The sequence below is a fragment of the Pseudovibrio axinellae genome, from assembly GCF_900110875.1.
GTDB classification, from domain to species: domain Bacteria; phylum Pseudomonadota; class Alphaproteobacteria; order Rhizobiales; family Stappiaceae; genus Pseudovibrio; species Pseudovibrio axinellae.
Genome location: NZ_FOFM01000007.1, coordinates 106,314 through 128,985 on the forward strand (window position 1 = coordinate 106,314; position 22,672 = coordinate 128,985).

Annotated in this window: 23 protein-coding genes and 1 tRNA gene; 11 read left to right on the forward strand and 13 right to left on the reverse strand. The window is 50.0% G+C overall.

Annotation, left to right across the window (positions count from 1 at the left end; all coding sequences use genetic code 11):
- Positions 1–98: 98 nt before the first annotated feature.
- The 4 genes from BMZ51_RS15785 (at position 99) to BMZ51_RS15800 (ending at position 5,159) form a co-directional block, all read left to right on the forward strand.
- Complete coding sequence (locus BMZ51_RS15785; RefSeq protein ID WP_082825574.1) at positions 99–1,751, forward strand: L,D-transpeptidase family protein; 1,653 nt, start codon at positions 99–101, stop codon at positions 1,749–1,751.
- A 245-nt stretch (positions 1,752–1,996) separates the two neighbouring features.
- Positions 1,997–3,670, forward strand: a complete 1,674-nt coding sequence (mepK, locus tag BMZ51_RS15790; RefSeq protein WP_068003926.1) for a peptidoglycan L,D-endopeptidase MepK — start codon at positions 1,997–1,999, stop codon at positions 3,668–3,670.
- Between the two features lie 45 nt (positions 3,671–3,715).
- Entirely contained in the window at positions 3,716–4,021 is a 306-nt protein-coding gene (locus BMZ51_RS23920) for a hypothetical protein (RefSeq protein WP_068003925.1), read from the forward strand.
- Positions 3,963–5,159, forward strand: a complete 1,197-nt coding sequence (locus BMZ51_RS15800; protein WP_082825573.1) for an MFS transporter — start codon at positions 3,963–3,965, stop codon at positions 5,157–5,159. The genes BMZ51_RS23920 and BMZ51_RS15800 overlap by 59 nt, the downstream gene beginning before the upstream one ends.
- A gap of 94 nt (positions 5,160–5,253) precedes the next feature.
- Here the strand turns inward: BMZ51_RS15800 and BMZ51_RS15805 are convergent, their stop codons facing one another.
- The gene (locus tag BMZ51_RS15805) at positions 5,254–5,520 is read right to left on the reverse strand and encodes a DUF2312 domain-containing protein (RefSeq protein WP_068003923.1); all 267 of its coding nucleotides are present in this window, start codon (positions 5,518–5,520) and stop codon (positions 5,254–5,256) included.
- A 1,001-nt stretch (positions 5,521–6,521) separates the two neighbouring features.
- On the opposite strand from BMZ51_RS15805, the gene BMZ51_RS15810 reads away from it, so the two are divergent.
- From BMZ51_RS15810 to BMZ51_RS15820, 3 genes are all read left to right on the forward strand, one after another.
- Entirely contained in the window at positions 6,522–7,007 is a 486-nt protein-coding gene (locus tag BMZ51_RS15810) for a DUF1036 domain-containing protein (RefSeq protein ID WP_082825572.1), read from the forward strand.
- The gene (pyk, locus tag BMZ51_RS15815) at positions 7,004–8,434 is read left to right on the forward strand and encodes a pyruvate kinase (RefSeq protein ID WP_068003920.1); all 1,431 of its coding nucleotides are present in this window, start codon (positions 7,004–7,006) and stop codon (positions 8,432–8,434) included. The genes BMZ51_RS15810 and pyk overlap by 4 nt, the downstream gene beginning before the upstream one ends.
- A 409-nt stretch (positions 8,435–8,843) precedes the next feature.
- A complete protein-coding gene (locus tag BMZ51_RS15820) occupies positions 8,844–9,383 on the forward strand; it encodes a TetR/AcrR family transcriptional regulator (RefSeq protein ID WP_068003918.1) in 540 nt (179 codons plus the stop codon).
- Positions 9,384–9,409: 26 nt separating this feature from the next.
- Here the strand turns inward: BMZ51_RS15820 and BMZ51_RS15825 are convergent, their stop codons facing one another.
- From BMZ51_RS15825 to cpdR, 4 genes are all read right to left on the reverse strand, one after another.
- Positions 9,410–10,222, reverse strand: coding sequence for a tetratricopeptide repeat protein (locus tag BMZ51_RS15825; RefSeq protein ID WP_208979523.1), 813 nt, complete (start codon positions 10,220–10,222; stop codon positions 9,410–9,412).
- A 147-nt stretch (positions 10,223–10,369) separates the two neighbouring features.
- Positions 10,370–10,495, reverse strand: coding sequence for a type B 50S ribosomal protein L36 (gene ykgO / locus BMZ51_RS15830; protein WP_054662728.1), 126 nt, complete (start codon positions 10,493–10,495; stop codon positions 10,370–10,372).
- Between the two features lie 204 nt (positions 10,496–10,699).
- Positions 10,700–10,774 (reverse strand) — tRNA-Val (locus BMZ51_RS15835).
- Between the two features lie 133 nt (positions 10,775–10,907).
- Positions 10,908–11,264 carry a cell cycle two-component system response regulator CpdR gene (gene cpdR, locus BMZ51_RS15840; protein WP_008551455.1) on the reverse strand — a complete coding sequence of 119 codons (357 nt, stop codon included), beginning with the start codon at positions 11,262–11,264 and terminating at the stop codon, positions 10,908–10,910.
- Between the two features lie 434 nt (positions 11,265–11,698).
- Here cpdR and BMZ51_RS15845 point away from each other — a divergent pair, with 434 nt between their 5' ends.
- Positions 11,699–12,562 (forward strand): N-formylglutamate amidohydrolase, encoded by an 864-nt coding sequence (locus tag BMZ51_RS15845; RefSeq protein WP_074882165.1) that lies wholly within the window; start codon positions 11,699–11,701, stop codon positions 12,560–12,562.
- Between the two features lie 24 nt (positions 12,563–12,586).
- Here BMZ51_RS15845 and catB read toward each other — a convergent pair whose 3' ends face one another.
- On the reverse strand, positions 12,587–13,210 hold the full coding sequence (catB, locus tag BMZ51_RS15850) for a type B chloramphenicol O-acetyltransferase (protein ID WP_068004199.1): 624 nt from the start codon (positions 13,208–13,210) through the stop codon (positions 12,587–12,589).
- 438 nt (positions 13,211–13,648) lie between these two features.
- On the opposite strand from catB, the gene hisN reads away from it, so the two are divergent.
- Complete coding sequence (gene hisN, locus BMZ51_RS15855; protein ID WP_068003913.1) at positions 13,649–14,440, forward strand: histidinol-phosphatase; 792 nt, start codon at positions 13,649–13,651, stop codon at positions 14,438–14,440.
- Between the two features lie 113 nt (positions 14,441–14,553).
- On the opposite strand, the gene BMZ51_RS15860 is transcribed toward hisN, so the two are convergent.
- Entirely contained in the window at positions 14,554–15,495 is a 942-nt protein-coding gene (locus tag BMZ51_RS15860; RefSeq protein ID WP_068004197.1) for an alpha/beta hydrolase, read from the reverse strand.
- Between the two features lie 116 nt (positions 15,496–15,611).
- On the opposite strand from BMZ51_RS15860, the gene BMZ51_RS15865 reads away from it, so the two are divergent.
- Complete coding sequence (locus BMZ51_RS15865) at positions 15,612–16,250, forward strand: pyridoxamine 5'-phosphate oxidase family protein (RefSeq protein ID WP_068004196.1); 639 nt, start codon at positions 15,612–15,614, stop codon at positions 16,248–16,250.
- A 121-nt stretch (positions 16,251–16,371) separates the two neighbouring features.
- Here the strand turns inward: BMZ51_RS15865 and BMZ51_RS15870 are convergent, their stop codons facing one another.
- Positions 16,372–16,737 (reverse strand): hypothetical protein, encoded by a 366-nt coding sequence (locus BMZ51_RS15870; RefSeq protein WP_068003910.1) that lies wholly within the window; start codon positions 16,735–16,737, stop codon positions 16,372–16,374.
- A gap of 345 nt (positions 16,738–17,082) precedes the next feature.
- Between BMZ51_RS15870 and BMZ51_RS15875 the strand changes: the two genes are divergently transcribed.
- A complete protein-coding gene (locus BMZ51_RS15875; RefSeq protein ID WP_068003907.1) occupies positions 17,083–17,550 on the forward strand; it encodes an Hsp20 family protein in 468 nt (155 codons plus the stop codon).
- A gap of 617 nt (positions 17,551–18,167) precedes the next feature.
- Here the strand turns inward: BMZ51_RS15875 and BMZ51_RS15885 are convergent.
- The 5 genes from BMZ51_RS15885 to BMZ51_RS15905 all read right to left on the reverse strand — a co-directional run bounded on the left by BMZ51_RS15885 (position 18,168) and on the right by BMZ51_RS15905 (position 22,026).
- Positions 18,168–19,205 carry a threonine aldolase family protein gene (locus BMZ51_RS15885; RefSeq protein ID WP_068003904.1) on the reverse strand — a complete coding sequence of 346 codons (1,038 nt, stop codon included), beginning with the start codon at positions 19,203–19,205 and terminating at the stop codon, positions 18,168–18,170.
- Between the two features lie 57 nt (positions 19,206–19,262).
- A complete protein-coding gene (locus BMZ51_RS15890) occupies positions 19,263–19,853 on the reverse strand; it encodes a DoxX family protein (protein WP_074882167.1) in 591 nt (196 codons plus the stop codon).
- Positions 19,854–19,917: 64 nt separating this feature from the next.
- Positions 19,918–20,760, reverse strand: a complete 843-nt coding sequence (locus BMZ51_RS15895; RefSeq protein ID WP_068003894.1) for an HvfC/BufC N-terminal domain-containing protein — start codon at positions 20,758–20,760, stop codon at positions 19,918–19,920.
- A complete protein-coding gene (gene bufB / locus BMZ51_RS15900) occupies positions 20,744–21,634 on the reverse strand; it encodes an MNIO family bufferin maturase (protein WP_068003893.1) in 891 nt (296 codons plus the stop codon). The genes BMZ51_RS15895 and bufB overlap by 17 nt, the downstream gene beginning before the upstream one ends.
- A gap of 98 nt (positions 21,635–21,732) precedes the next feature.
- On the reverse strand, positions 21,733–22,026 hold the full coding sequence (locus BMZ51_RS15905; RefSeq protein WP_068003892.1) for a BufA1 family periplasmic bufferin-type metallophore: 294 nt from the start codon (positions 22,024–22,026) through the stop codon (positions 21,733–21,735).
- Between the last annotated feature and the right edge of the window lie 646 nt (positions 22,027–22,672).

Here is a 22,672-nt window from a genome sequence, read left to right on the forward strand (position 1 = left end):
ATAATAATTAAAAGCTTGGGCAAAACAACACTCTTAAAATTTGAGGTATTCTTCTTGTACCTTTAAAGATCAAAGAGTTATCGGGTGGGTAGTCATAAATGTTTGGTAGAACGAGCACATCAGCATTGCTCGCAGGGGCAGTTATTGCGCTTTCGTCAACGGTGTATTCTGCTAAGGCAGCAATACCAGATAACTTTGACGTGCAGCTCGATCATGTAAATCTTGCGCTGTCTAACCCTGTTGCCCAGCAAATTCAGCAGGCATTCAGCAAGAATCATAGCCGTCAGAATTTTCATGCAAAGCGCGAAGCTGCAGCGGCGAAACTCTTCTACCAAAACCGAAGCTTCCAGCCAGCTTGGATCCTGCAAGGTAAGCTCACAGCCAGCGCTTTATCCGTCATAAAAACGTTGCAAGCAGCGGATGAAGAAGGCCTGCGCTCAGCTGACTACCCAGTCCCACAAGTAGGGTTCAATGCAGATGGCAAATCAACGCCAGAGCAGATTGCGATGGCCGAATTGGAGCTGTCCCACTCCCTTCTTAAATACGCAGAGGATGCTCAAGCCGGACGCGTCAGCCCCTATGCAATTTCTGAGGACATCACACTTCGCCCGGAACGGCCAGATCCGATTGAAGCGCTGACATCGATCGCGCGCTCGGCTACCCCCTCGCAGGTTTTAGCTGCATTCAACCCGCCACATGCCGAGTATAAAGCGCTCAAAGTGCAACTCGCGCAGCTGCGAGAACAGACCCAAAAAGGTGAGCTGGAAAAGCAAGTTGTTATTCCTGCTGGCAAAGTCCTCAAGGTTGGCACCAAAAGCTCTCGCGTCATTCTGCTCAGAGAACGCTTGAGTGTCCCAACCGTTGAATCCCAGATGAACGTTTACACGCAGGACTTGGCTTATGCGGTTGAAGCGTTCCAGGCTGGAAACGGCCTGCATCCAGACGGAGCAGTGGGACCACGCACGCTACTGGCACTTAATGGCCGTGTAAGCGGCAACCCAGTCAAAGACATCATCGCGAACATGGAACGCTGGCGCTGGATGCCGCGCGATCTGGGGCAAACACATCTACGTGTAAACATCCCAGAGTTCATGGTCCGCTTGAATATGGATGGCTTCTCACTGTTTGAAAGTCGCGTGGTTGTCGGTAAGCGCTCCAACAAAACACCTGTTTTTTCAGACCGCATGAAACATGTGATTGTGAACCCATACTGGAATGTGCCTTACTCCATCGCATCCAAAGAGATTTTGCCTGAGATGCTTGCGAGCAATCCGCAAAGCTACCTGCGAAAAGGCAACTACGAAATCGTCTATGGCGGCAAGATCGTTGATCCACGCCGGGTGAACTGGAACGCTGTGACGTTTAAGAAAATCCGCATACGCCAGCGTCCAGGTCGGGGTAACGCTCTTGGTAAAATCAAGTTCATGTTCCCGAACAAGCACAACGTCTACCTGCACGACACACCATCCAAATCGCTGTTCAATCGCTCAGAGCGCGCGTTTTCTCACGGCTGTGTTCGTGTACAAAACCCGTTCGACTTTGCAGACGCTCTGATGGCAACGCAAAATACCATCACCGGCAACTACATCCGCTCTCTGGTGGGCAAAAAGCAAACGCAAGTGAACCTGCAACAACAGATTCCCGTACACATCTCATATTTCACAGCCTTTGTGGATGAAGCCGGAAAGTTGCAAAGACGCCCGGATATTTACGGACATAATCAGGCGACCATAGACGCTCTGAATCTTTAAAATTGTCAGTATCCACATGTATCCACAGCTAGATGACGACTTATGCGTGCGGATTCGTGCGGATATGTCGCATGAAAATAGCTGAAAACGGCAAAAAACTTGGAATGTTGCCGTATAGTCACTAGTTCGCGTTAATTGTAACTAGAGTAAAGGCTCATTAACCTTGTCCGCACTAAAACGAAAGAGGTGGGGCTCTGCGGTAAGGTTTTAGCTGCTAACGCGAAAGCGAGATTCAATTGCGTGATATGATTGTATTCGGGCGCTCGGATTTTGGTAAACGTCTACTAGGCATTCAGCTGCTTGCCGCAGCCGTTTTTTGTGCGCTTCTCCTCACCTCAGTCGCTTCAGCCAGTGCGAGCACACGCTCACTCAAGCTGTACTTCACCCACACAAAAGAGCGGGCTGAAATTACGTTCAAACGGAATGGTCGTTACGATAAAGCAGGCCTTCGAAAGCTCAATAATTTCTTACGCGACTGGCGTCAAAAAGAGCCGACCAAAATGGATCCGGAACTGTTTGACCTGATCTGGGAAGTTTACCAGAAGACAGGCTCAAAAAAGTACATCCATGTTGTCTCCGCCTATCGCTCGCCAAAAACCAACAATATGCTCCGCAAGCGCTCCAGTGGTGTGGCTAAAAACAGCCAGCACACCAAAGGCCGCGCAATGGACTTCTTCATTCCCGGCGTGAGCACAGCCAAGCTGCGCGCCGCTGGGCTTCGCCAGCATGTGGGCGGCGTTGGATATTACCCACGTTCAAACACACCATTTGTTCATATGGATACTGGTTCTGTACGTCACTGGCCGCGTATGTCGCGCTCACAGCTGGCAAAGGTTTTCCCAAAAGGGGATACGATCCACGTTCCATCCGATGGCAAGCCAATGGCCCGCTACAAGCAGACACTGGCAGCTGTTAAGCGTAAAGATTCAGGACGCTCAACCAGCGTCGCAAGCAGATCGCGCTCCTCAGCAAAATCGAGCGCACGATCATCCTCTTCTAAAGAAGGTGGCAGCTTCTTCTCCCGCTTGTTCAGCAACCCGGACAGCAAGGACACAAGCAAACCTGCACCGGCAAGCAAAACACCAAAGGTACGTGAGCCGGACCCAAGCCGCCGCGCGCAAGCTGACATCAACACCATACCGCAGCCGAAAGTTGCGTTGCTGGCATCACAGCCAGCAACCAGCCCTGTACCCGGCGCGGCGTCGCCACTGGCTCTTGCCACTGCCAGACCATTTGCAAAGCCAGGCACAGCAACACAGGCCGCACCAGCACAACCTGAGCAAAGTCTCGACCTGTTCGCATCAGCACGCCCGCGTATAAAACCACAACAACTTGTTCAGGTCGCTGCATTGCCAGCGGCAACACCTGCTTCACCGCAACGGGCAGCGCACATGCCGGCGAAAGTGGATACACCTAAGGACGGCATCGCAGCGATCATCGCAGCAACAGGCGAAAAAACACCTGATAGCCTGCGCCCACTCGTCTCCACACAACTCGCATACGCATCTCCCTCAACAGGGCGAAATATTCCAAAGAGTAAAGAGATACTGCTCCCAGCCAAAGAGCCAGTTGCGCAACAACGCCTGCCTAACCTGATGCCTAAAGTTCTGCCAGCACAGCAGAGCAGTGTTGCTAAAGTCGTTCCCCGGCCTCTTCTGGTCGGTTTCCATTCAGCACCACAGCCAAATGCTGTCTTGATGCTCGACCCGACATGGACCTCCAAGAACCGTCGCACCATCACCATGCAGCATCCTGACCAGAATCAACTCGCGGTGCTGATGACCTCTGTCACCACAGTGTTCAAAGATTCGCTCATCAAAACGCCATACAGGCCTATCCGCAAACGCATCAATCGCGGCGCTGCAATCGCGTGGCTTGATACGATCAATACTGGCACCGCACAACTCACACTGAATTAGGCAACACCCACACCGCTACCTAATTTTTTGCACTGAAACAATTTCATGTTGAAGCCCCAAGAACGGGTTTCAAGACTGGCCTACGACGCAGCCAAATTGCGATTAAGCCATTATTATGAGCCACTTTCTGCTGACCAGACCTTTTCCTTAGCTGAAATCGTTTGCGCCTTACCCACGCCAGTGGTTGAGGTCAACCACTTCCACCTTGTTCTCTATATGTTCACGTGCTTGTTTATCCATCCCCGCGCGTTCAATTCTGCTGTTTACCCACCGCGCCGTAAATGGAGTTTGCATGATGAACAAGCCGCTGTTGATGGTAATCACCTGCTTAAACATCAGCGCTTGGATTGACTTAATAAGCATCATGACTTGGGTCGGCTATGAATTGAATTTCTCGCCGATTGCCGTTGCTTTGGTTTCAATATCCATGCTTGCCCCACAAGCAATATTGAGCCGGTTCATCACCAAAACCATCAATCGCCACAACGCCACCAATTTGCTGATCCTAACAACTGCGGGCCGTGTTGTTTGCACACTTGGCCTCATTTGGGCAAACTCACTCACTGCATTAGTTCCATTGCTTCTGCTGCGAGCACTTGCAATCGGTTTCATGCAGCCCATCGTCGCCGGAGAGGCGCAGCACATTAAGAAGAACCAAAGAGCTAAGTTTGCCTCCCTCCTCAATCTCATAAATACCCTCTCCAAACTTATCGTCCCGGTCTTAGGCGGCATCTTGGCTGTCAATTTCGGCGAGCAATCTGTCTTCGCCATCAGCTCCGGCCTCGGGGGGATTGCGATCCTCGGCCTCTTACTCTTTCCGCTTCCCACGCAAAACTTGAATACCACGCCCACAGATACCAACACAGAACCACAGAAAATTCCTGGCGTTTTCCAGCTTGGTTTTGGCAGCTGCATCGTCTTGGCAGTGGGCTTGTCCTTAACCTTCTCCAATCTGCTGCCCTACACATTCAGCTACTACGAGGTCCCCAAATCGCTACTATCCGTAGCCTTATCAGCCTCGGCTGTTGGCGCAGTGCTCTTTAACTTGATGATACTGCGAAAAAACCTAGTAATTAACAGCTTCCCTCAAAAGCACTTAATGATGTCATGCGTGCTCAGCGCAGCAGCATTTGCAAGTTTATCTCTCACCTTAATCACAGGGACGTTGAACTGGGTTTTCATCCCACTCCTGTTTGCAGCAATCTCCGGAGCCCGGGCCTATTTTGAGACCTACTCAAATGCCTTCATCTTCTCATGTTCAGGGAGAGTGTCTGTTACTTTAGCAGCCTTTAAACAAGGCTTGGCCGCCTACGCAGGCATGGCAATCACGCTCATCGGGGCCTTGAGCTTGACGGACAGAGAACCATTCACATTCCTCATCTCCGCATCAATGATCACCTTAACCCTTGCATTAATATGGGGCTGTTGGAATTTTCAAGACAAACAGTCTGCAGCTCTTTTGAGCACTTCACCAAACAAAGAAACCTGACCGCAGACGATAACCACCAAACAAAAAAGGCCCCTCGCCGCAGCAAGGAGCCTCTTTCAAAACGAGCTAAACTGACTTTAGCTATAGGACGCGATTACGCTTCGTCCATAACCGGGCCAGCCATGCCAAGAGCGTGCAGGTAAAGGTCTAGGATTGCCTCTTCTTCCTCACGCTCATGTGGCTTACGCTTGCGCATAGAAACAATCTTGCGGATGACTTTCACGTCGAAGCCATTGCCTTTTGCTTCCGCGTAAACATCCTTGATGTCATCAGCGATAACTTTTTTCTCTTCTTCAAGACGCTCAACGCGCTCAATCAACGCACGCAGCTGGTCTGCTGCAACACCGCCGTTATCTGACATGGAAAATCCACCTTACGTTCGTGCAATACACTATTAACCTTGCTGTCTTGCTGCCAGAACTAAGCAGACGGGTCAACCGTTGACGGCCTCTTTTCAGCAACCTTCACAAGTTCTGGGGGAAGAACTCAATTTCAATGTGAATATAAAACGCATGCCTCAATTGCCGCACAATCTACTGGCACCGCCACGCTATAAAATCATCTTTAAAAATGCCGCAAGCGTCATCCAAATGCCAACCTCACCACACCCAAAAACCCAATGGGGCAAAAAAACTGCGCTGTACTACCTACGCAATGCCGCCTAGCCCAACAAATACTCACAACTTTCCAACTATAATTCTGCGCGACAAATTCACATGCTCATATATTACTGCAATTACCCCCGAACAGAAGGTCTCCCAACCTCCGTTTGAGATGACAAATCTTTAGCAGACGTTCAATGAAACACATTTTGCAACCTGCCCCCAGCAAAGTGTCGCAGCGCAAAGAAATAACTTGTCGCACCTCTTCAAGGTATCTGCCCCAGCGGCGATCTGATGCATAAAACATCACAAGAATTCACCGCCCGCGACTAAAACATCGTTTATCTCCTTGTCTTTTCTTTCAAAATTTATTCATGATTGATATGAGGAACTGTGGGAGGTACCAAGGTTTTCTGGCTTTGCTCTTGATTCTACACAAAACTCAGGCCAATAAAGATACTAGGATTCCTAGAGGTAAGATCCGGTTTCTGGGTCAGATTTCAGCGTTGACGGGTATCGTCCACACTCATCCAGAGTAAGGGCGAGGCAACCAAAGCATGACATGTCGGGTTTAATCCAATTCATCATCCTGCCGCTTTTATGTGGCCAATAGTGAATTGGGGCAACGTTCTTTACCCAGAACAACCTGTATTACCCTTTCGTCGTGCTCTAAAGCGCTTCGGCCTCTGGCTGAACCACGTTGACAAGGGCATCAACTGAACGCATTAACTTGCCGTTTGTAGCTGTACATAAGACTGTTATGAGAACATCCAGAAACGACTTCGCATCTGCTGTAAAAAAACGTTTTATGAAAAATGCACTGGCTCTTGCCTGTGTTGCTTTTGGAGTTCTGGGCTTTCAGCAGATTCCCTCTGCGAAAGCAGACTTTCGTACCTGCAACAAGACTGAAAGTACGGTCAACATCGCAATTGGCTACCGTGATGGTGCTGATTGGATCACAGAAGGCTGGTGGACAATTGATAAAAACACCTGCGACACACTGTTTTCCGGTGACTTGGCATCACGCTACTATTACTTGTATGCAGAACAAACGGATCAAAATGGCGAATGGGATGGCGAAGCATATATGTGCATTCGTCAAAAGAAATTCACCATTCGCGGGATAGAAGACTGTGTCGCTCGCGGATATGAGCGTGCAGGATTCTTTGAAATAGATACAGGCGATCAAAGCAGCTGGACGGTCCAGCTGACAGAGCCGGTAGAGCAAGGAACAGGTGGACGATGAAGCGTAATAGACGGGTCAAAATTCTAGCAACTCTCGGCCCGGCGTCTTCCGAAAAAGAAGCAATCAAGAAGCTATGGCTTGCTGGTGCAGACGTTTTCCGCATCAACATGAGCCACTCCTCCCACGAAGTTCTCAACAATCTGGTTGATCGCATTCGTGACGTGGAAGCAGAAGTTGGCCGTCCAATCGGCATTCTTGCTGACCTGCAGGGCCCCAAACTGCGCGTCGGCACCTTTGCAAACGACGAAAAGCCAATCCTTGAAAACGGCGCAACCTTTATTCTAGACGCTAACGAGACCCCAGGTGACGCTACCCGCGTTTACCTCCCACATCCTGAAATTCTTGGCAGCCTTGAAGTTGGTCACCGCCTTTTGGTGGACGACGGCAAAATCAGCCTGCGCGTAACAGAAACTTCTCCGAAGCGCTGCGTGACAATTGTTGAAGTTGGTGGCAAGATTTCCAACCGTAAAGGCGTTTCTGTTCCAGATACAGAAATTCCGGTTGGTGCACTGACTGAAAAAGACCGCGCAGACCTGTTGGCTGCACTCGATGCAAAAGTTGACTGGGTCGCTCTGTCCTTCGTACAGCGCCCAGAAGATCTCATCGAAGTTCGCAACACCACACAGGGCCGTGTTGGCGTTCTTGCAAAAATCGAGAAACCACAGGCAATCGAACGTCTTTCTGAGATCATCGAGCTGTCCGACGCAATCATGGTTGCTCGTGGTGACCTTGGCGTTGAAATGCCACTGGAGCAGGTTCCAGGCCTTCAAAAGCGTATGATCCGCGCATGCCGCAAAGCTGGAAAGCCAGTTGTTGTTGCAACGCAGATGCTGGAAAGCATGATCACATCTCCGGTTCCAACCCGCGCAGAAGTATCTGACGTGGCAACCGCAGTGTTTGAAGGCGCAGATGCAGTTATGCTTTCTGCTGAATCAGCTGCCGGTGACTTCCCAACAGAAGCCGTTGCGACCATGGACAAGATCGCCGTGGAAGTTGAGCAAGACGAGAACTACCGTTCTATCATCCACGCTCAGCGCACAGAACCTGAAGCAACCGGCGCTGACGCAATCACCGCAGCAGCTCACCAGGTTGCAGAAACTCTGGATCTGGCAGCGATTGTCTCTTACACCGCCTCTGGTGGAACCGCACTGCGCGCATCCCGTGAGCGCCCTGCAACGCCAATCATCGCGTTCTCTCCTGAAATCGCGACTGTACGCCGCCTGACCATTGGTTGGGGCTTGCACTGTGTTGCTAGTCAGGATGCCGCGACCGAGGAAGACCTCATCAACCGCGCTTGCTGCCTTGCAAACGAAGAAGGCTTTGCAAAGCCAGGTCAGCGCATTCTGGTATCTGCCGGCGTGCCATTCGGCACACCAGGCTCTACCAATATGCTGCGGATTGCTTTCGTTGGTTCAAACGACATTTAAGCAACCTGCCAGTAGAACTAATATGAACAAGAAGCCCGGGATCGATGATCTCGGGCTTTTTTCTTTTAATCACCCTCGTGCGCAACCGCACCCAAAACGGCTCTCACACGCGTTACCCTCACCCCTCAGCCCAACTATGCAGCCGCTTGCGCTCCAAACAGCACAAAACCAATTTAGAAGTTAGCTGTCTTGTGATATACACCCAGCCTTGAATCGAATGCAGCTTTAGGAAAAGGAAGTCGCAAAACACATAGATAAAGCGGTTCAAGCGGCTCAACAGAATGTCGAAACGCTTTGGCACAAAACTAAGTTATTCAGGGGTGCTAAAAGGGTTTGTCTACGGCACATTATCAGCTCGTAACAAGCAACAAAATTAACAATATAAATTGACCTTACCAACTTGGTACACATGAAAACGAACTTTGATAAACGGAAGGCGCTGGGTGTCTTTGCTCAGTATGGTTTTCGAAAAACATCAGTCGATGACGTTGCAAACGCCGTCGGCCTCTCTCGTCAGTCACTCTACAAAAAGTTTGGCACCAAAGAAGAACTCTTCCAGACCATCGTTGAAGACTACTCGATTGAGGTTGGTATTCAAGCGCTGGAAACGCTTGAAAAGAAGAAAGACGCCCCAAAATTACGGATCGTCTGTGCGTTGGAGACGCTCATCGGCCAACATTTAGACCTGATGCACAATTCAGCCCATGGCGCGCAACTGCTTAAACTGGGGGAACAGGTGATGTTATCCGGTGATAAAAGCCTTATGCCGCGCGTCCTGCATGAGATTGCAACAGTCATTGCGGAAGGCAACCAAGCGCGGTCCGCTGAACAAGCGGCAGATGAGGCATTTATCCTCTTTACCCTTGCAAAGGGCCTATTGCTGACAGTAACCAATCATGCAGAATATGATGCAGGCATCAAACGAGCCACTGACAGATTGTTGCATTAACGCTTCCAGAGTTGTGGGCCAGGCTTTTAATGGTACTGGCCCCACAGTTCCATACGAAGACTTTTAACGGCGTCCTGAGCATTCTCCAACAACGGATAGATGCCCAGAACATGCTGAAACACCTCCAGTGCCTTTTTGTTTTTACCGGTTCTTCGAAGGATCATGGCAAAACCGGAGAGCGCTGGATAATGCCGAGGCTCGATGCGCAACACTTGTTCAATGTCAGCCAACGACCTTCCAAGATCTTCCTTTAAGAAATGCACAGTAGCCCTGCGGTTCCACCCTTCCACATATTCTGGATCAAGACGGACCACCGCATCCAGCAGGTCAAGTGCAAGGCCGTACTGCTTGCTTTCAACCGCCTCCGCTGAACGCATCATGAGCAAATCCAACGTATGACTTCCTGATTGCATGAAGAGACTATGGATGCGCCGCGAAATGCCCTGCGCTTTATTCAGCGTATCCGCATCACGAAGCTCCATGAACAGAGCATCAAGCAACTGCTGGCGCGTATACTGCCGAGCTGGACCATGATGCTGAGGCGTAGGCCGCCCAATCTGTGCAGGGCCGCCTGCAGGGCCGCTCAGAGCGGCGTCAGGGCCTGTATTGAGCTTAGGGTGGCGATCAGGTAACCCGCGCACTGTGCGCAGGCCTGAATGGCCCGCGCGGTCACCCTTCGCCCCAGAGGCCATTGCCTTCCCTTCACCAGTCCCCAGTGACAACATGACAAGAGCAAGCAAAACGACAGCACACGTGCCAGAACGGCGCCAGAGCTTATATACGCTAGAATGTCGTGAAGATGGCGCTAGACCGGAGAACCCGACTAACGTTGTCTGCAAAGATTCAAAAGCTCCGCATAAGGAGCAAATCGGGCGAGCAAACAAAAAAAACCGCATGGCAAAAGCATCTCACTTTTGCCATGCGGCTCGCAACTCTTAGAACCAAGGGTTTTTCACGCCAATTTCATAAAAATTAGCGTAGAAAACTTAACCCTGGCGCGCTTTAAAACGCGGGTTCTTTTTGTTGATGATGTAAACACGGCCCTTGCGACGTACCATCTGGTTATCACGATGGCGGCCCATGAGTGCCTTGAGAGAATTCTTAATCTTCATTATCCTACCCCCAATTTGGGTCAAATTATAGGGATCCTGAAGTACCACGATCCGCCAACGAAACGAGGCGCTATGCGCCTCTCAAGTACGGTTTACTGATCCGGTCCGCGCTGCATTCCCACAGTTGTAAGAAGCGGCGCAGGGCCTGAAATCAGGGCCCGCTCCGCCGGAACAGACATCAAAGATGCTTAAACCGGCGAAAAATGGTGGGCGTGACAAGGATCGAACTTGTGACCCCTACGATGTCAACGTAGTGCTCTCCCGCTGAGCTACACGCCCGAAACTTTCAAAGAAGCTCGTCCGTCAGCGCCTAAACGCTGCGGTGGAGTGGCGTATAAGAGGAATTTTGAGAGTGCGCAAGCCCAAATCCGGAATTATGTTCCCTCTTTCCACATTCACCCCTAAAAACTTACTAAACGAGCATTTTTTCCACTTCACGAACTAGGTCTTTAAGGTGAAATGGCTTGGAAAGGACCTTCGCGTCCTGTGGTGCTTTGGAATCAGGGTTAAGGGCAACAGCCGCAAACCCTGTGATAAACATAACCTTTAAATCAGGATCCAGCTGCGTAGCTTTACGAGCCAGCTCAATCCCGTCCATTTCCGGCATCACAATGTCTGTCAGCAGAAGGGCAAAGGGTTCTTCGCAAATACGCTCGTATGCGCTCTTTCCGTTATCAAAGGAAACTACAGTGTGCCCAGCCTTCTCAAGTGCCTTGGACAAGAACTGGCGCATGTCATTATCGTCTTCCGCGAGCAGAATTCGAGACATGTTCGACAACCTTAAAACTCCAGGTGCAGCGATGACGTTCTCCTCACGAGACGCCCCGTAAATAATTTAAATATGTCAGAGGTACCCTCCCCTCGCAATCCGACAGATTCCGAATAACGTACGCTCTTGGAAACAGGAAACTACTCGGGAACACCTGCCAAAACAATAGGGACAAATGAAACATGGTCAGTTCTAAAGAGACTTATGCGTCAACTGAGGGCCCAAGGCCACACCGTCTTTACAAATACACAAAAACGGCCACATCTCTTGCCTATTCATAAGCATACCTTCTAATGTCTGGCTCAGGAGAATATCTCCCTCTATACTGCGAGTGTCTATGGCGACTGAGGAATAGTAATTCTGTGATAGTTTTCAAAGATCATGACATCAAAGCCATAGCAAACTACAGCGAAACGCTCGAGTCAGGCGACCAGATACCCGCATTTGAGGTCCTCTCGCCTGATAGACAATCCGTCCCGTTTGTTTTTAACAGCCCACACTCGGGCCGCACATACCTGTCGTCTTTTTTGCAAACCTCCAGGCTGGATAATACCCAGATCAGGCAGAGTGAAGACGCATTCGTGGACTTGTTGATCAAAGACGCCCAGCAATTGGGTGCGCCTATCTTAAAGGCCAACTTTCCACGTGCTTACATAGACGTGAATAGAGAAGCCTACGAGCTCGACCCAAAGATGTTTGAAGGTGCACTGCCCAAGCACATCAACTCCCGCTCACTGCGAGTTGCTGGCGGTCTGGGTACAATTGCGCGCATTGTGGGTGAACAGCGCGAGATCTACCGCACTCGCATTCCTGCGGCAGAGGGCTTGGATCGTATCGAGCAGGTCTATAAACCTTACCACAGCGCTCTGCGCGGTCTTCTTGATGACGTCCAGGAGCAATTTGGGCTGGCAGTCCTCGTTGACTGTCACTCAATGCCATCAGCTAACTCAAGTAAACACAATGACCAGAAAGCTGATTTCGTTATTGGCGACCGGTTTGGAACCAGCTGCTCCTCGTGGCTTTCCTCCTGCACCGTCGGTCTGCTTCAAAACATGGGCTATCATGTAGCACTAAACCGCCCATATGCGGGGGGCTACATTACAGAAAACTACGGAAAGCCAGCACGAGGTGTGCACGCCATACAGGTGGAAATCAACCGTTCTCTTTACATGGACGAACACACCCACGAGCCCCACTCCGGCTTCCAGGATCTGCGTCAGGATTTAATGGAATTTCTCAGCGCACTGGTCGCAATGGTAAGCGAGAATTTCTCCAAAGAGCTGTTGGCTGCAGAATAACCTACAGCTCTAATTTATGCTGCATCAAAAACCAAGCCAGTAGTCATAAAGTCTCTCAATATCCGAGGAACACAAAAGAGGCATGGCACCTTTCAGGACTTCATCTCTCCAATCCCACCATTTCATCTCCAGTAGCATCTGAACCTGCGCTTCAGAAAAGCGGGAGCGCACAACTTTAGCAGGATTACCGGCCACGACGGCATAGGCCGGCACATTCTTCGTTACGACCGCACGGCTACCAATCAAAGCACCATGACCGATCTGCACACCCGGCATAATCATTGCTTCTGAGCCAATCCAGACGTCATTGCCAACACGTGTCGAGCCTGCTGGCTTAAAACCGTCTTTTGCACCTTCAAAAGCAGGCTCATCAAAATAATGAAATGGAAACGTTGTGGCCCACTCAGGACGATGTCCCTGATTACCGGCCATCATAAACACTGCTCCTGATCCGATAGAGCAAAACGCGCCGATAATCAGCTTGTCATGAGTTTCTTCATCTGAGCGTAAGTATCGGGCACATTCATCAAAGCTGTGGCCGTGATAATAACCAGAATAATAAGAATGCTTTCCAACAATAATGTTGGGATTGGTCACCTGCTCCTGAAGCGGGATGCCCTTAAACGGACTCTCAAAAAAATTTGGCACTTCAATCTCCCCTGCCTGCACTTCCCTACGACAGAGAACATTAACAACCAGCCAACAAAAAAGGCCGCTCTCACATAGGAGGCGGCCCTAGTCTAGGGAGGAATGCCCTTTCGCAAAGGGCGACGCAGACTCTAAAATCTTGCGTTGCAATAAAGCTCGCATCGCGACGCAAAAACGTCAAGTATTTAACCGCAAAATAGCGTCAATCCTAGACGAATTGGCCAGTTTGTGCTTTGCCGACAACACCCCAATTTTCAGTGGGTCAATTATAGGAATAATCAGATTTTGTGCAGCGCATCATAAACATACACGCATCGCTAAAGGCTGCAAAAAACGGATGCGGAAAATATATGTAGCTTCCGCATCTTCCGCATTTGCACTTTCACAATTCCTGACTATGGTGCGCAAGCGATTGACGCTCCAAACGGATGAACTGATATGACCTCCTCAAATCCTGATTACGCTTTCCTTCACAAACTCGCAGACGCTGCCGATGCAAAAACCATGCAGCACTTCCGCTCTGGCTATGAAGTAATCAACAAACTGGATGCAGGGTTTGACCCGGTCACCATTGCAGACAGGTCCGCTGAAGAAGCAATTCGTGCGATTTTGGAAGTCGAGTGCCCTGATCACGGTATCATTGGCGAGGAATTCGGCATGGTCCGCGAAACAGCGGAAAATGTCTGGGTGCTCGATCCTGTCGACGGCACACGCTCTTTCATTTGCGGTACGCCATTGTGGGGTACGCTGATCGGCCTCAGAACAAAGGGCAAGGCCGTGCAAGGGATCATGAGCCAACCCTATAACGGTGAGCGCTTTTGGGGCAATTGCGAAGAAGCGTTCATGAAAGGCCCTCTAGGCGAACGCGCGTTGAAGACACGCAGCTGTGCCTCCCTTTCAGAGGCCGTCATCACCACAACAGAGCCTGCCCTTTTCAGTGAAACTGAGCGCCCTCTATGGGATACCATTTGCGACCAGGCACGCCTCACCCGCTACAGCACAGATTGTTATGGGTATGCCATGCTGGCTGCTGCTGGCTTTGATGCAGTGGTTGAAACTGGCATGAACACCTACGATATCCTTGCCTTGATCCCGATCGTCGAAGGTGCAGGTGGCTTCGTCACAAACTGGACAGGCGGCAACGCAGTTGATGGCGGGCAGGTGCTCGCCACGGGTGATAAACGGCTCCATGATGAACTGTTGACCAAACTGGCAACAGCAGCCGTTTAAAGCGTATGAGTGCAGATGCTACTGCGGCTTTCAAATAAGAGGCAGCAAAACAGAAAAACGAAGCGTGTGTCGCGGTCAATGAGAATGATCGCGGTGCATGCTGAAAAAGCTCGTTAATCCACACTGCCGGGAATGAAAGCATCAAACGCTGCCCAAAACTGCTCGCGGTAGGGCTCACGCTCCATCATAATTTCGTGCTGAGATCCTCGAATCTCCAGAAAACTCATGCTTGGACAAGACCGACACAACTCCTCGGCATCATCCGTAGAAACAATTTGATCCTTCCCTGCCCCGATGACAAGCGAAGGCACCCCGAATTCAAGCTGAAAATCGGGCTCCTTAAATCGCTCCAAAGCCAGGCCCATCGCACGAAACCAACTCACGGTGGGTGAACCCAACCCCAAATGCGGGGCAGCTTCAAGCATGTCATTCATGCGCTTGAATCTGTGAGGGTCAGACGTGAGCGTATTACCTTCATAATCGACAGTAATCGCAGCGTTCCCACCAGGGACGAATGCATTCCCCAGCCCCATCCAGACAAGGCTCTTAGCAAGCGTTCCGGCAAATTTCTTAATCCGATTATCTATGGCGAGGCCAATCAAGGGAGCCGTTAACACCGCACGGTCAATCTTTGTCTTCAGCCGCCTGTTGGCATGCATCATGACAGCACCACCGGTTGAGTGAGCCAACACGAAATGAGGTCTCGGACAATCAGAAAGCGCCACATTGTCTAGAACGGCATGCAAATCCAACGCAAATTCATCAAAGCTTTCAACGTGACCGCGCCGTTCATTCTTCAACAAACGCTCCGAACCACCTTGCCCGCGCAAGTCAAACGTCACAACATAAAAGCCCCGCGCGCGCAGCTCCTCAACGACTTCAAAGTATTTCTCAATAAATTCTCTTCGCCCCTGAACGATCGTCACTGTTCCCTTAAGGGGAGAACCGGTCGGTGCCCAACGGGCCCAGCGAATCTTAACGTTATCTTCCGTTTGAACAAAACCAGACTGAGTACCCTCAGGGGCCTTGTTAAAATTCGTATTGACCAACACCATCAGCATTTGACCCTAGTTCGTTGATAGTTTCTTTGATAACCTCTGCGAGCAACTATATTCAACTGCGCCATCAGGAAGTATCGACTATGGTGCCCCGCGCCAGCAAGGATTTAATTATGCCAGCGACTCAAGCAGCAGCTGTTGCCCACCAAGTGACCAATCTTGCTCAGCTAGAAGAGTTATATGGTATCCCGAAACAGACCTCTTTAGATAAAGAAATCTGCTATATTTCAACTCAATATAAAGCCTTTATTGAGGCAGCGCCATTCTTTGCGCTCTCAACAGTATCGCATGAAGGCACTGACTGTTCTCCGCGCGGAGACCCGGCCGGTTTTGTGAAAGTCATCGACGGAAAAACCATCGAGTTTCCTGATCGCCGCGGCAACAATCGCATCGATAGCCTGCGTAACATCGTGGAGGACCCGCGCGTTTCCCTACTTTTCCTGATTCCTGGAGTTGGAGAGACCATCCGCGTCAACGGAACAGCGACGATTTCGACCGACCCAGCTCGCCTTGAAGCACACATAATGGATGGCAAACCACCGAAGTCGATCATCACCGTCACCGTGCAGACCATCTATTTCCAGTGCCAGAAAGCAATCTTCCGCTCCGCTCTTTGGAACGAAGAAACCAAGGTCGATCGAAAAACACTGCCAACAGCCGGGCAAATGGTACAGTCCCTTTCCAAAGAAGACTTTGACGGCGACGCCTATGATAAAGCCTACCCTGGACGCATAAAGGAAACCGCCTACTAACGTGAGCAGATTAAAGGCAATCTGCTTGCAAGAAGCAGCAATTTTCCAATGGCCTGCCCTTACATAAAGGCAGGTCATTACAAAAAGGCTGAGGTTGGAAAGTCACGAGGTCTATCTACTCTTAATACCCTAAATACCGGTATTTTAGGATCTGGCCGGAATAAGCATCAACAACCAAGCGCGCGCGCTGTTGCCCTCTCCGGCTAGCCTTTACAATATAAACATCACCTCTTCGCTCGACTTTCTTAAAGGATTTAAAACCCCACGCCCGCAAACGGTTTTTGAGCCGCTTTTTGCTTATTGCACGGTGGTGCCCATGCCCCCAGCGCACCATCTTTTTGGAATGCACTTGCACCACGTGGGTGCTTAGATTCGACGCATTCACTGAAAGCGCGCTCGCTGCATTTGCAGGGGCTGCAACAGCGCAAACCCCGGCAACAACAGCAGCAGCAGCCAGTTTACTAATATTCTTCTTCAGAGCATTCATCTATTTTCTCCTTATGTGCCGTCGGTTTGCCCCAGCACAGATAGAAGCTAACAAGCCACAGATGTACTGAATCAGAAGAGCTTGTTCAGGTTCTATTAATCTAGAAACCAGCTGAGCCCGACGCAGCAAAAACACCTATTTTCAAAAAAAGCCCTTGAAACTATTTCCCCGCATTCCCATCTCAAAATCACAGGCGCCACACAGTGGGTCTGCACCAGCTTAGAACCTTCGCCAAATCTGGGAAGGCACTGTAAGCAAAAGGAAATTTCATCGTCCGCGCGCTTTGCGGCGACAGGTGAACGTTGCTCAGATGGCCCAAAAGCCACATAATAGAGGACACTATAAATGCGTCACTTCGACCTTACTCCCCTTTATCGTTCCACCGTCGGTTTTGACCGCCTTTTCTCCATGCTGGACGCAAAAGGCACGGAACAACAAGGGTCAGCCTATCCGCCTTACAACATAGAGCGCACTGGTGAGAGCTCCTATCGCATCACCATGGCAGTCGCAGGTTTTAAGGAAGATGAGCTGACAATCGAAGCCAAAGAACATGTTCTGACTGTTTCCGGCGACAAGCATCCTGAAGGCGAAGACAGAGAAGTTCTTTATCGCGGTATCGCGTCCCGCGCTTTTGAACGCCGCTTCCAGATTGCTGAATATGTGAAAGTGATTGGTGCAAGTATGGAGCACGGTTTGCTTCATATCGACCTTATCAGAGAGATCCCAGAGGCCAAAAAGCCACGCAAGATCGACATCACATCTGGAGATAAGACAGAACACAAACAGATTGAGGGTGAAACCGTAGCCCACTAAAACGACACCAACCAACCAGCCCTCGCGAGGAGAACGTTCCTCCCAAACTCCCAGCCTCGCGAGTGGCTTCCCAATTCGTTTCTAATGCCTCTCATAGATTGGTTGGCATGCCCCTTGCCAACCAATCCAGTTCAGATCAACAAGTTCCTCCTCCGCACATTTCCCATGCGGATCTGTCTGGCTACCCTCCCCCAAACTATGAGCCAGACTTAAGCAACGCCCCGCTTGCCCCAGCGGGGCGTTTTTTGTTCTGGTAAAATCAGCTCTCGGCCATTGCATGTTCCCCGGCACCTCACCTTTCAGTGCTGGGCGCGTTTCATAAACTCATCTAATTACTTAAAAATATGCACTTGGTAAGTTACACGCAAAATAAGAGCGTTACAGTACTCCGTATAAAGCCTGATATCGAAAAGCGATTTCGTTTTTTTGAATCCGGTGAAGCAACTGCTCGTTCTAAGGCTGGGCCTTGAACCGACTTGATCGACACCACAAGGGTTTGCCTCTTACACCCCTGCATACCCTTGCTGGTGCGCACCTGACCTGCGGATATAGATCTCCGCAGGTCAGTATTTTAAGTGCCTTATGGCAAGTACACGTCAAGACACGTGCAAACTGTTCTAACCACGCAAATGACGCAGGAACTCGTCAACTTGTTCTGGCGTTGTGGCAAAACAGGTCACCAAACGAATGAACACTTCATCTTCCGCGGTAAAGTCAGCAGCACTCTCGTAAAACTCAGCTCCTGCCGCTTTCAGGCGTTCTGCCTGTTCTTTTTTCAGCACCGGGAACAGCTCATTTGCCTCTGGCTCAAGCAGCAACCGAACGCCGTCAATGTCGCGCATTCCGTTTGCCAGGCGCGTACACATCTCGTTTGCATGACGCGCAGTAACAAGCCAGCTGTCATCTTTCAGGTAACCCTCAAACTGAGCCGAAATGAACCGTGCTTTTGAGAAAACCTGAGCGGCCCGTTTGCGAAGATACTCAAATCCATCAGAGTCTTCAGGCTTGAAGAACACAACAGCTTCCGCGCACCAGCACCCGTTTTTCGTACCGCCAAATGACAGCACGTCCACACCAGATTTCCATGTCATTTCAGCAGGAGAAACATCAAGAGAAACCAGCGCATTGGCAAAGCGCGCGCCATCCATATGCAATGGAACATTGCGGGAATGGGTAACATCTGCCAGCGCCTGGATTTCATCCAGCTGATAGATCGTGCCCAACTCTGTCACCTGAGAGATGGATACAGCTGCCGGACGACCATGCATTGGGTTGTTATCTGGCACCTTATTCATGGCAGAGCGAAGCGCGTCTGGTGTGAGTTTGCCGTTTTCTCCGGCAACACCAATCAGCTTGTTCCCAGCTGTAAAGAACTCAGGAGCATGGCACTCATCAACATTGATATGCGCCTCTTCATGACAAAAGATCGCTCCACCTGGCTTTGCATAGGTCGCAAGCGCAAGCGAGTTGGCAGCCGTTCCGGTAGACACCAAGAAGACGGCGACTTCTTTTTCAAACAGATCATTGAACTGTCGCTCAATGGAGCGGCTCAATGGATCAACCCCGTAAGCGGTGGCAAAGCCGCTTGTGTGGTTCGCAAGTGCAGTCATCACCGCACTCGTCGCACCTGCCCAGTTATCACTCGCGAAAATCATGAAATTCCCATATCAACAAACTGGCCTAAAACAACCTTTTTATCGATAGAAAGGGCACTAGGCCTTGCTTTTTGTGTCAGAAATGCCTGTCTCGTGATGAATCCCAAAAGCTTTACCCAAAGCCCAGTCCAGTGAGAACACGCCTGGACCGCGGATCACCAACACAGTTGCCAGGAAAATCCAAAGCGCCCGTTGATCGAAAATCAATGCAGACGGGTGCCTATCAAACAAAGCACCCAGTGTCAGCAAATCAACACCATGGCCAACAACATCAACAATGGACATAACAATGACAAAACCAATGAAACCAACACTTGCAGCGCGCGTAAACAACCCCACAACAATCAAAACAGGAATGATGATTTCACCCCAAGTGCCCAGCAACACAATTATTCCGTATGGAAAAAACGCAATCTGAGAGACATCGTAACCAGCTGCCTCTGTAATTTGGGGCAAAATCTGCGCGTAAGCACCAGCTGATAGAAACAGGAACCCAAACGCACCGTCTCCAAATTTAAGCAGAGCTGAGTTCCAAAAATACATGAACAAAACACCGGCAAAGAGAAAACGTGCAGCAAGACCAAGAAACCAACCATTGGTCACCCGATCAAGCCAACCAAACACCCCCTGATACAAACTCACAAGCATTCGCATTGGATGTCTCCTCTCGTGCCGCCGGTTATCCAGGCTGGTTTGAACCACCCCTTTCTCATCACGCTGATGCCTTATCACTGACGCTCGCGAACACACGTGCAGCAAGCAAACAGCTTAATGCTGCCGATAAATCAAAGGTGTCAAACCGCGAGGAAACCTCTTCGGCAGCTTCACCCAAAGTTTCTCCGGCAAACAGCAACTCAGCGAATTCTGCAACATCCTGCGCTAAACCGATTAGTGTCACGTCCATATCCGGGCGACAAATCAAAATCGCTTGATTGGTCTTTGGCATAACACCAGTCACTTTTTCCGAACGATTCTGCTCCCAGATTTCGCTCAGTGCAAAAGGGGAATAAACCAAAGAGCTTGCGGGGATAGCTGTAAACACAACATCCCCCAGCAACTCGGGGTCTATCTTAGACAGAGCATCCACCGCCATGCCCTCGTGATCAGCAGAATGGTAGGCACCCAGCCACGCCCACTCCATCGTCGCAACGTCTTTAAGGTAAGGATAATTTGCCAACGGAGAAAAGCCCGCGATGAATTCGGAGAACTTATCCCCGAACTCACTCAGAACAGGCTGTTCAGGAGGATGCGCACGAACGAATTCAGCGGCCAGCGCTCGAAAATAGTCTCGCCCGACAAGATTGTGTAGAGCAGGAAAGTTTGCTGCCAACGCATCGATCAGGCTCGCCATCACATTATTGCGGTACACGCCATAACGCATCTGCGAGACCGCCCCATCGCGGCCAACAACCCCATTTGGAACGGGCAAGGACGGTTCCAGCAGTCCTTGCGAAAATTCTACATATCCGCGCAGGTTTCCCCCTAAATCGCGCAAAGCTGTGACATATCCTTTCAAATCTCTATTTTCTTGTTTTGAATCAGATACCTGAGGCATAACTACCCCGTCTTTTCTCTGCTTGAACATGAGATTGCATGGTGACGTCGGCTTGCTCAGCCTCAAAGGCTAAAACATCCCATGTCGGAATATCAGCATCCCACTCAATCAAGGTAGGAAGTGGCCCGGTTCTGCCTATTGTTCTGGCATAAAGCGCCCAAACAGGATCAGCGACTTTACGATCATGAGCGTCAATAAGAAGAGGATAACCACGTTCATCGGTATCTGGAGCGTATCCTCCAAGGTGGATTTCTTGAACATGCTCAACAGGAAAGCGATCAATATACCCTTCTGGCGAACTTCCAAAGTTAGTCGCGGACACAAATACGTTGTTCACATCCAGCAGCAAACCACAGCCGGTACGCTTTACAATCTCATTGAGAAACTCGGTTTCCTCATATGTGCTTTGAGTAAAAGTCACGTAAGCGCTTGGATTTTCAAGCAACATTTGTCGTCCAAGATGAGTTTGTGTCTCATCGATATGCTCAACAACCTGCTGCAATGTCACATCAGTATAAGGAAGCGGCAGCAAGTCATTATAGTATTGTGTATCATGTGTAGACCACGCCAGATGCTCACTAAACATGCCCGGATCATACCGATCAACAAGCGCCTTTAACCGCGCAAGGTGGTTTTTATTGAGCGGATTTGCCCCCCCAATAGAAAGGCCTACCCCGTGAATAGAAAGAGGATAATCACGCCGGATCGCTTCCAGGTACCCATGTGGAGGCCCGCCCGCCCCCATGTAGTTTTCCGCGTGAACCTCAAAAAAACCCATATCAGGTTTACTATTAAGAATAGTCCGGTAATGCTCAGCCTTCAAACCGACACCACCTCTTGCTGGGAGCGTTGAATTCACCCGCTGAGCACTCATAACCAGCACCTCTTCATAAGCTTAAGACACCGCCTAATTGACACACCGGAGGGGAATTCCCACTCCGGCAAACCATATCATTTTACTATATAAGACAATTAGTTAGGGAGGTCGCGACTAAGTTCAGTCAAAGACCCCTTACGACTATCAGAAATCTCAATGCTCTCACAGGTACCAGCTGGAACAAGGGTCCAGGCATTGCCCTGATAATCAACCGTAGAAGTACCGGCACATGTTGTCCCAGCCCCTGCTTTACAATCGTTCTCACCAGCAAGAGAAACACCGTAACACTTCTCTTTAGATGCAGCTTCAGCAACACTCATGTTCACACCAGCCACAGCAGCAGTAACAGCAGTTGCAAGAACAGCAGCAGACAATGTTTTCTTGGACATTTCAAAACTCCTCAAAATAATAATAAACGACGCGTTCAACTGGTTTGGTACGCCTCTGCAGTTAGTTCTGCCAAAAAACTCGTTCAACGTGAAATCAAACACATGTTATTTTCGCGCGAGAAAAGTCATGAAATAGGAACGTCATCCTCACAGACGCGTGAATAGTTGAAATATTATTACATCTAACTTGAGTTTTAATTGCCAATGCGACAAACGACCTAATTAAATTAGAAGAATAGAAATAAAGTCTTTCTGAAACGCTCTTGCTCTGCACTTCTAAATCTGCCATGTTCGCATCGCGGAAAAGGACAGGAGTACTGTCCTTATTATCCCGTATGCGTTGATGATAATTTGGAAGACACCTTCCAGGCGATCCACCTAAGAGATCCACACAACGCAAAAGAGAAGAATGTAGGCGCGCTCCCAGCGCCGCGACATTCTCCCCCAAATGGGTGACATGCGGCATATCGCAATGCACTCGCCAAAGGGGTATGATAAATCGGAGGAAACTCCGAATGGGCGGCCCTGTGACACAGAGGCCGTGCTTCATTCGACAGATCCGGGGCAAGCCGTGCCGGGGCTTCGAACGAGCCGCGAGGAAGACATCCCCGCGACCCGAACGAGGAAGTGACCTTTACCAGTCACA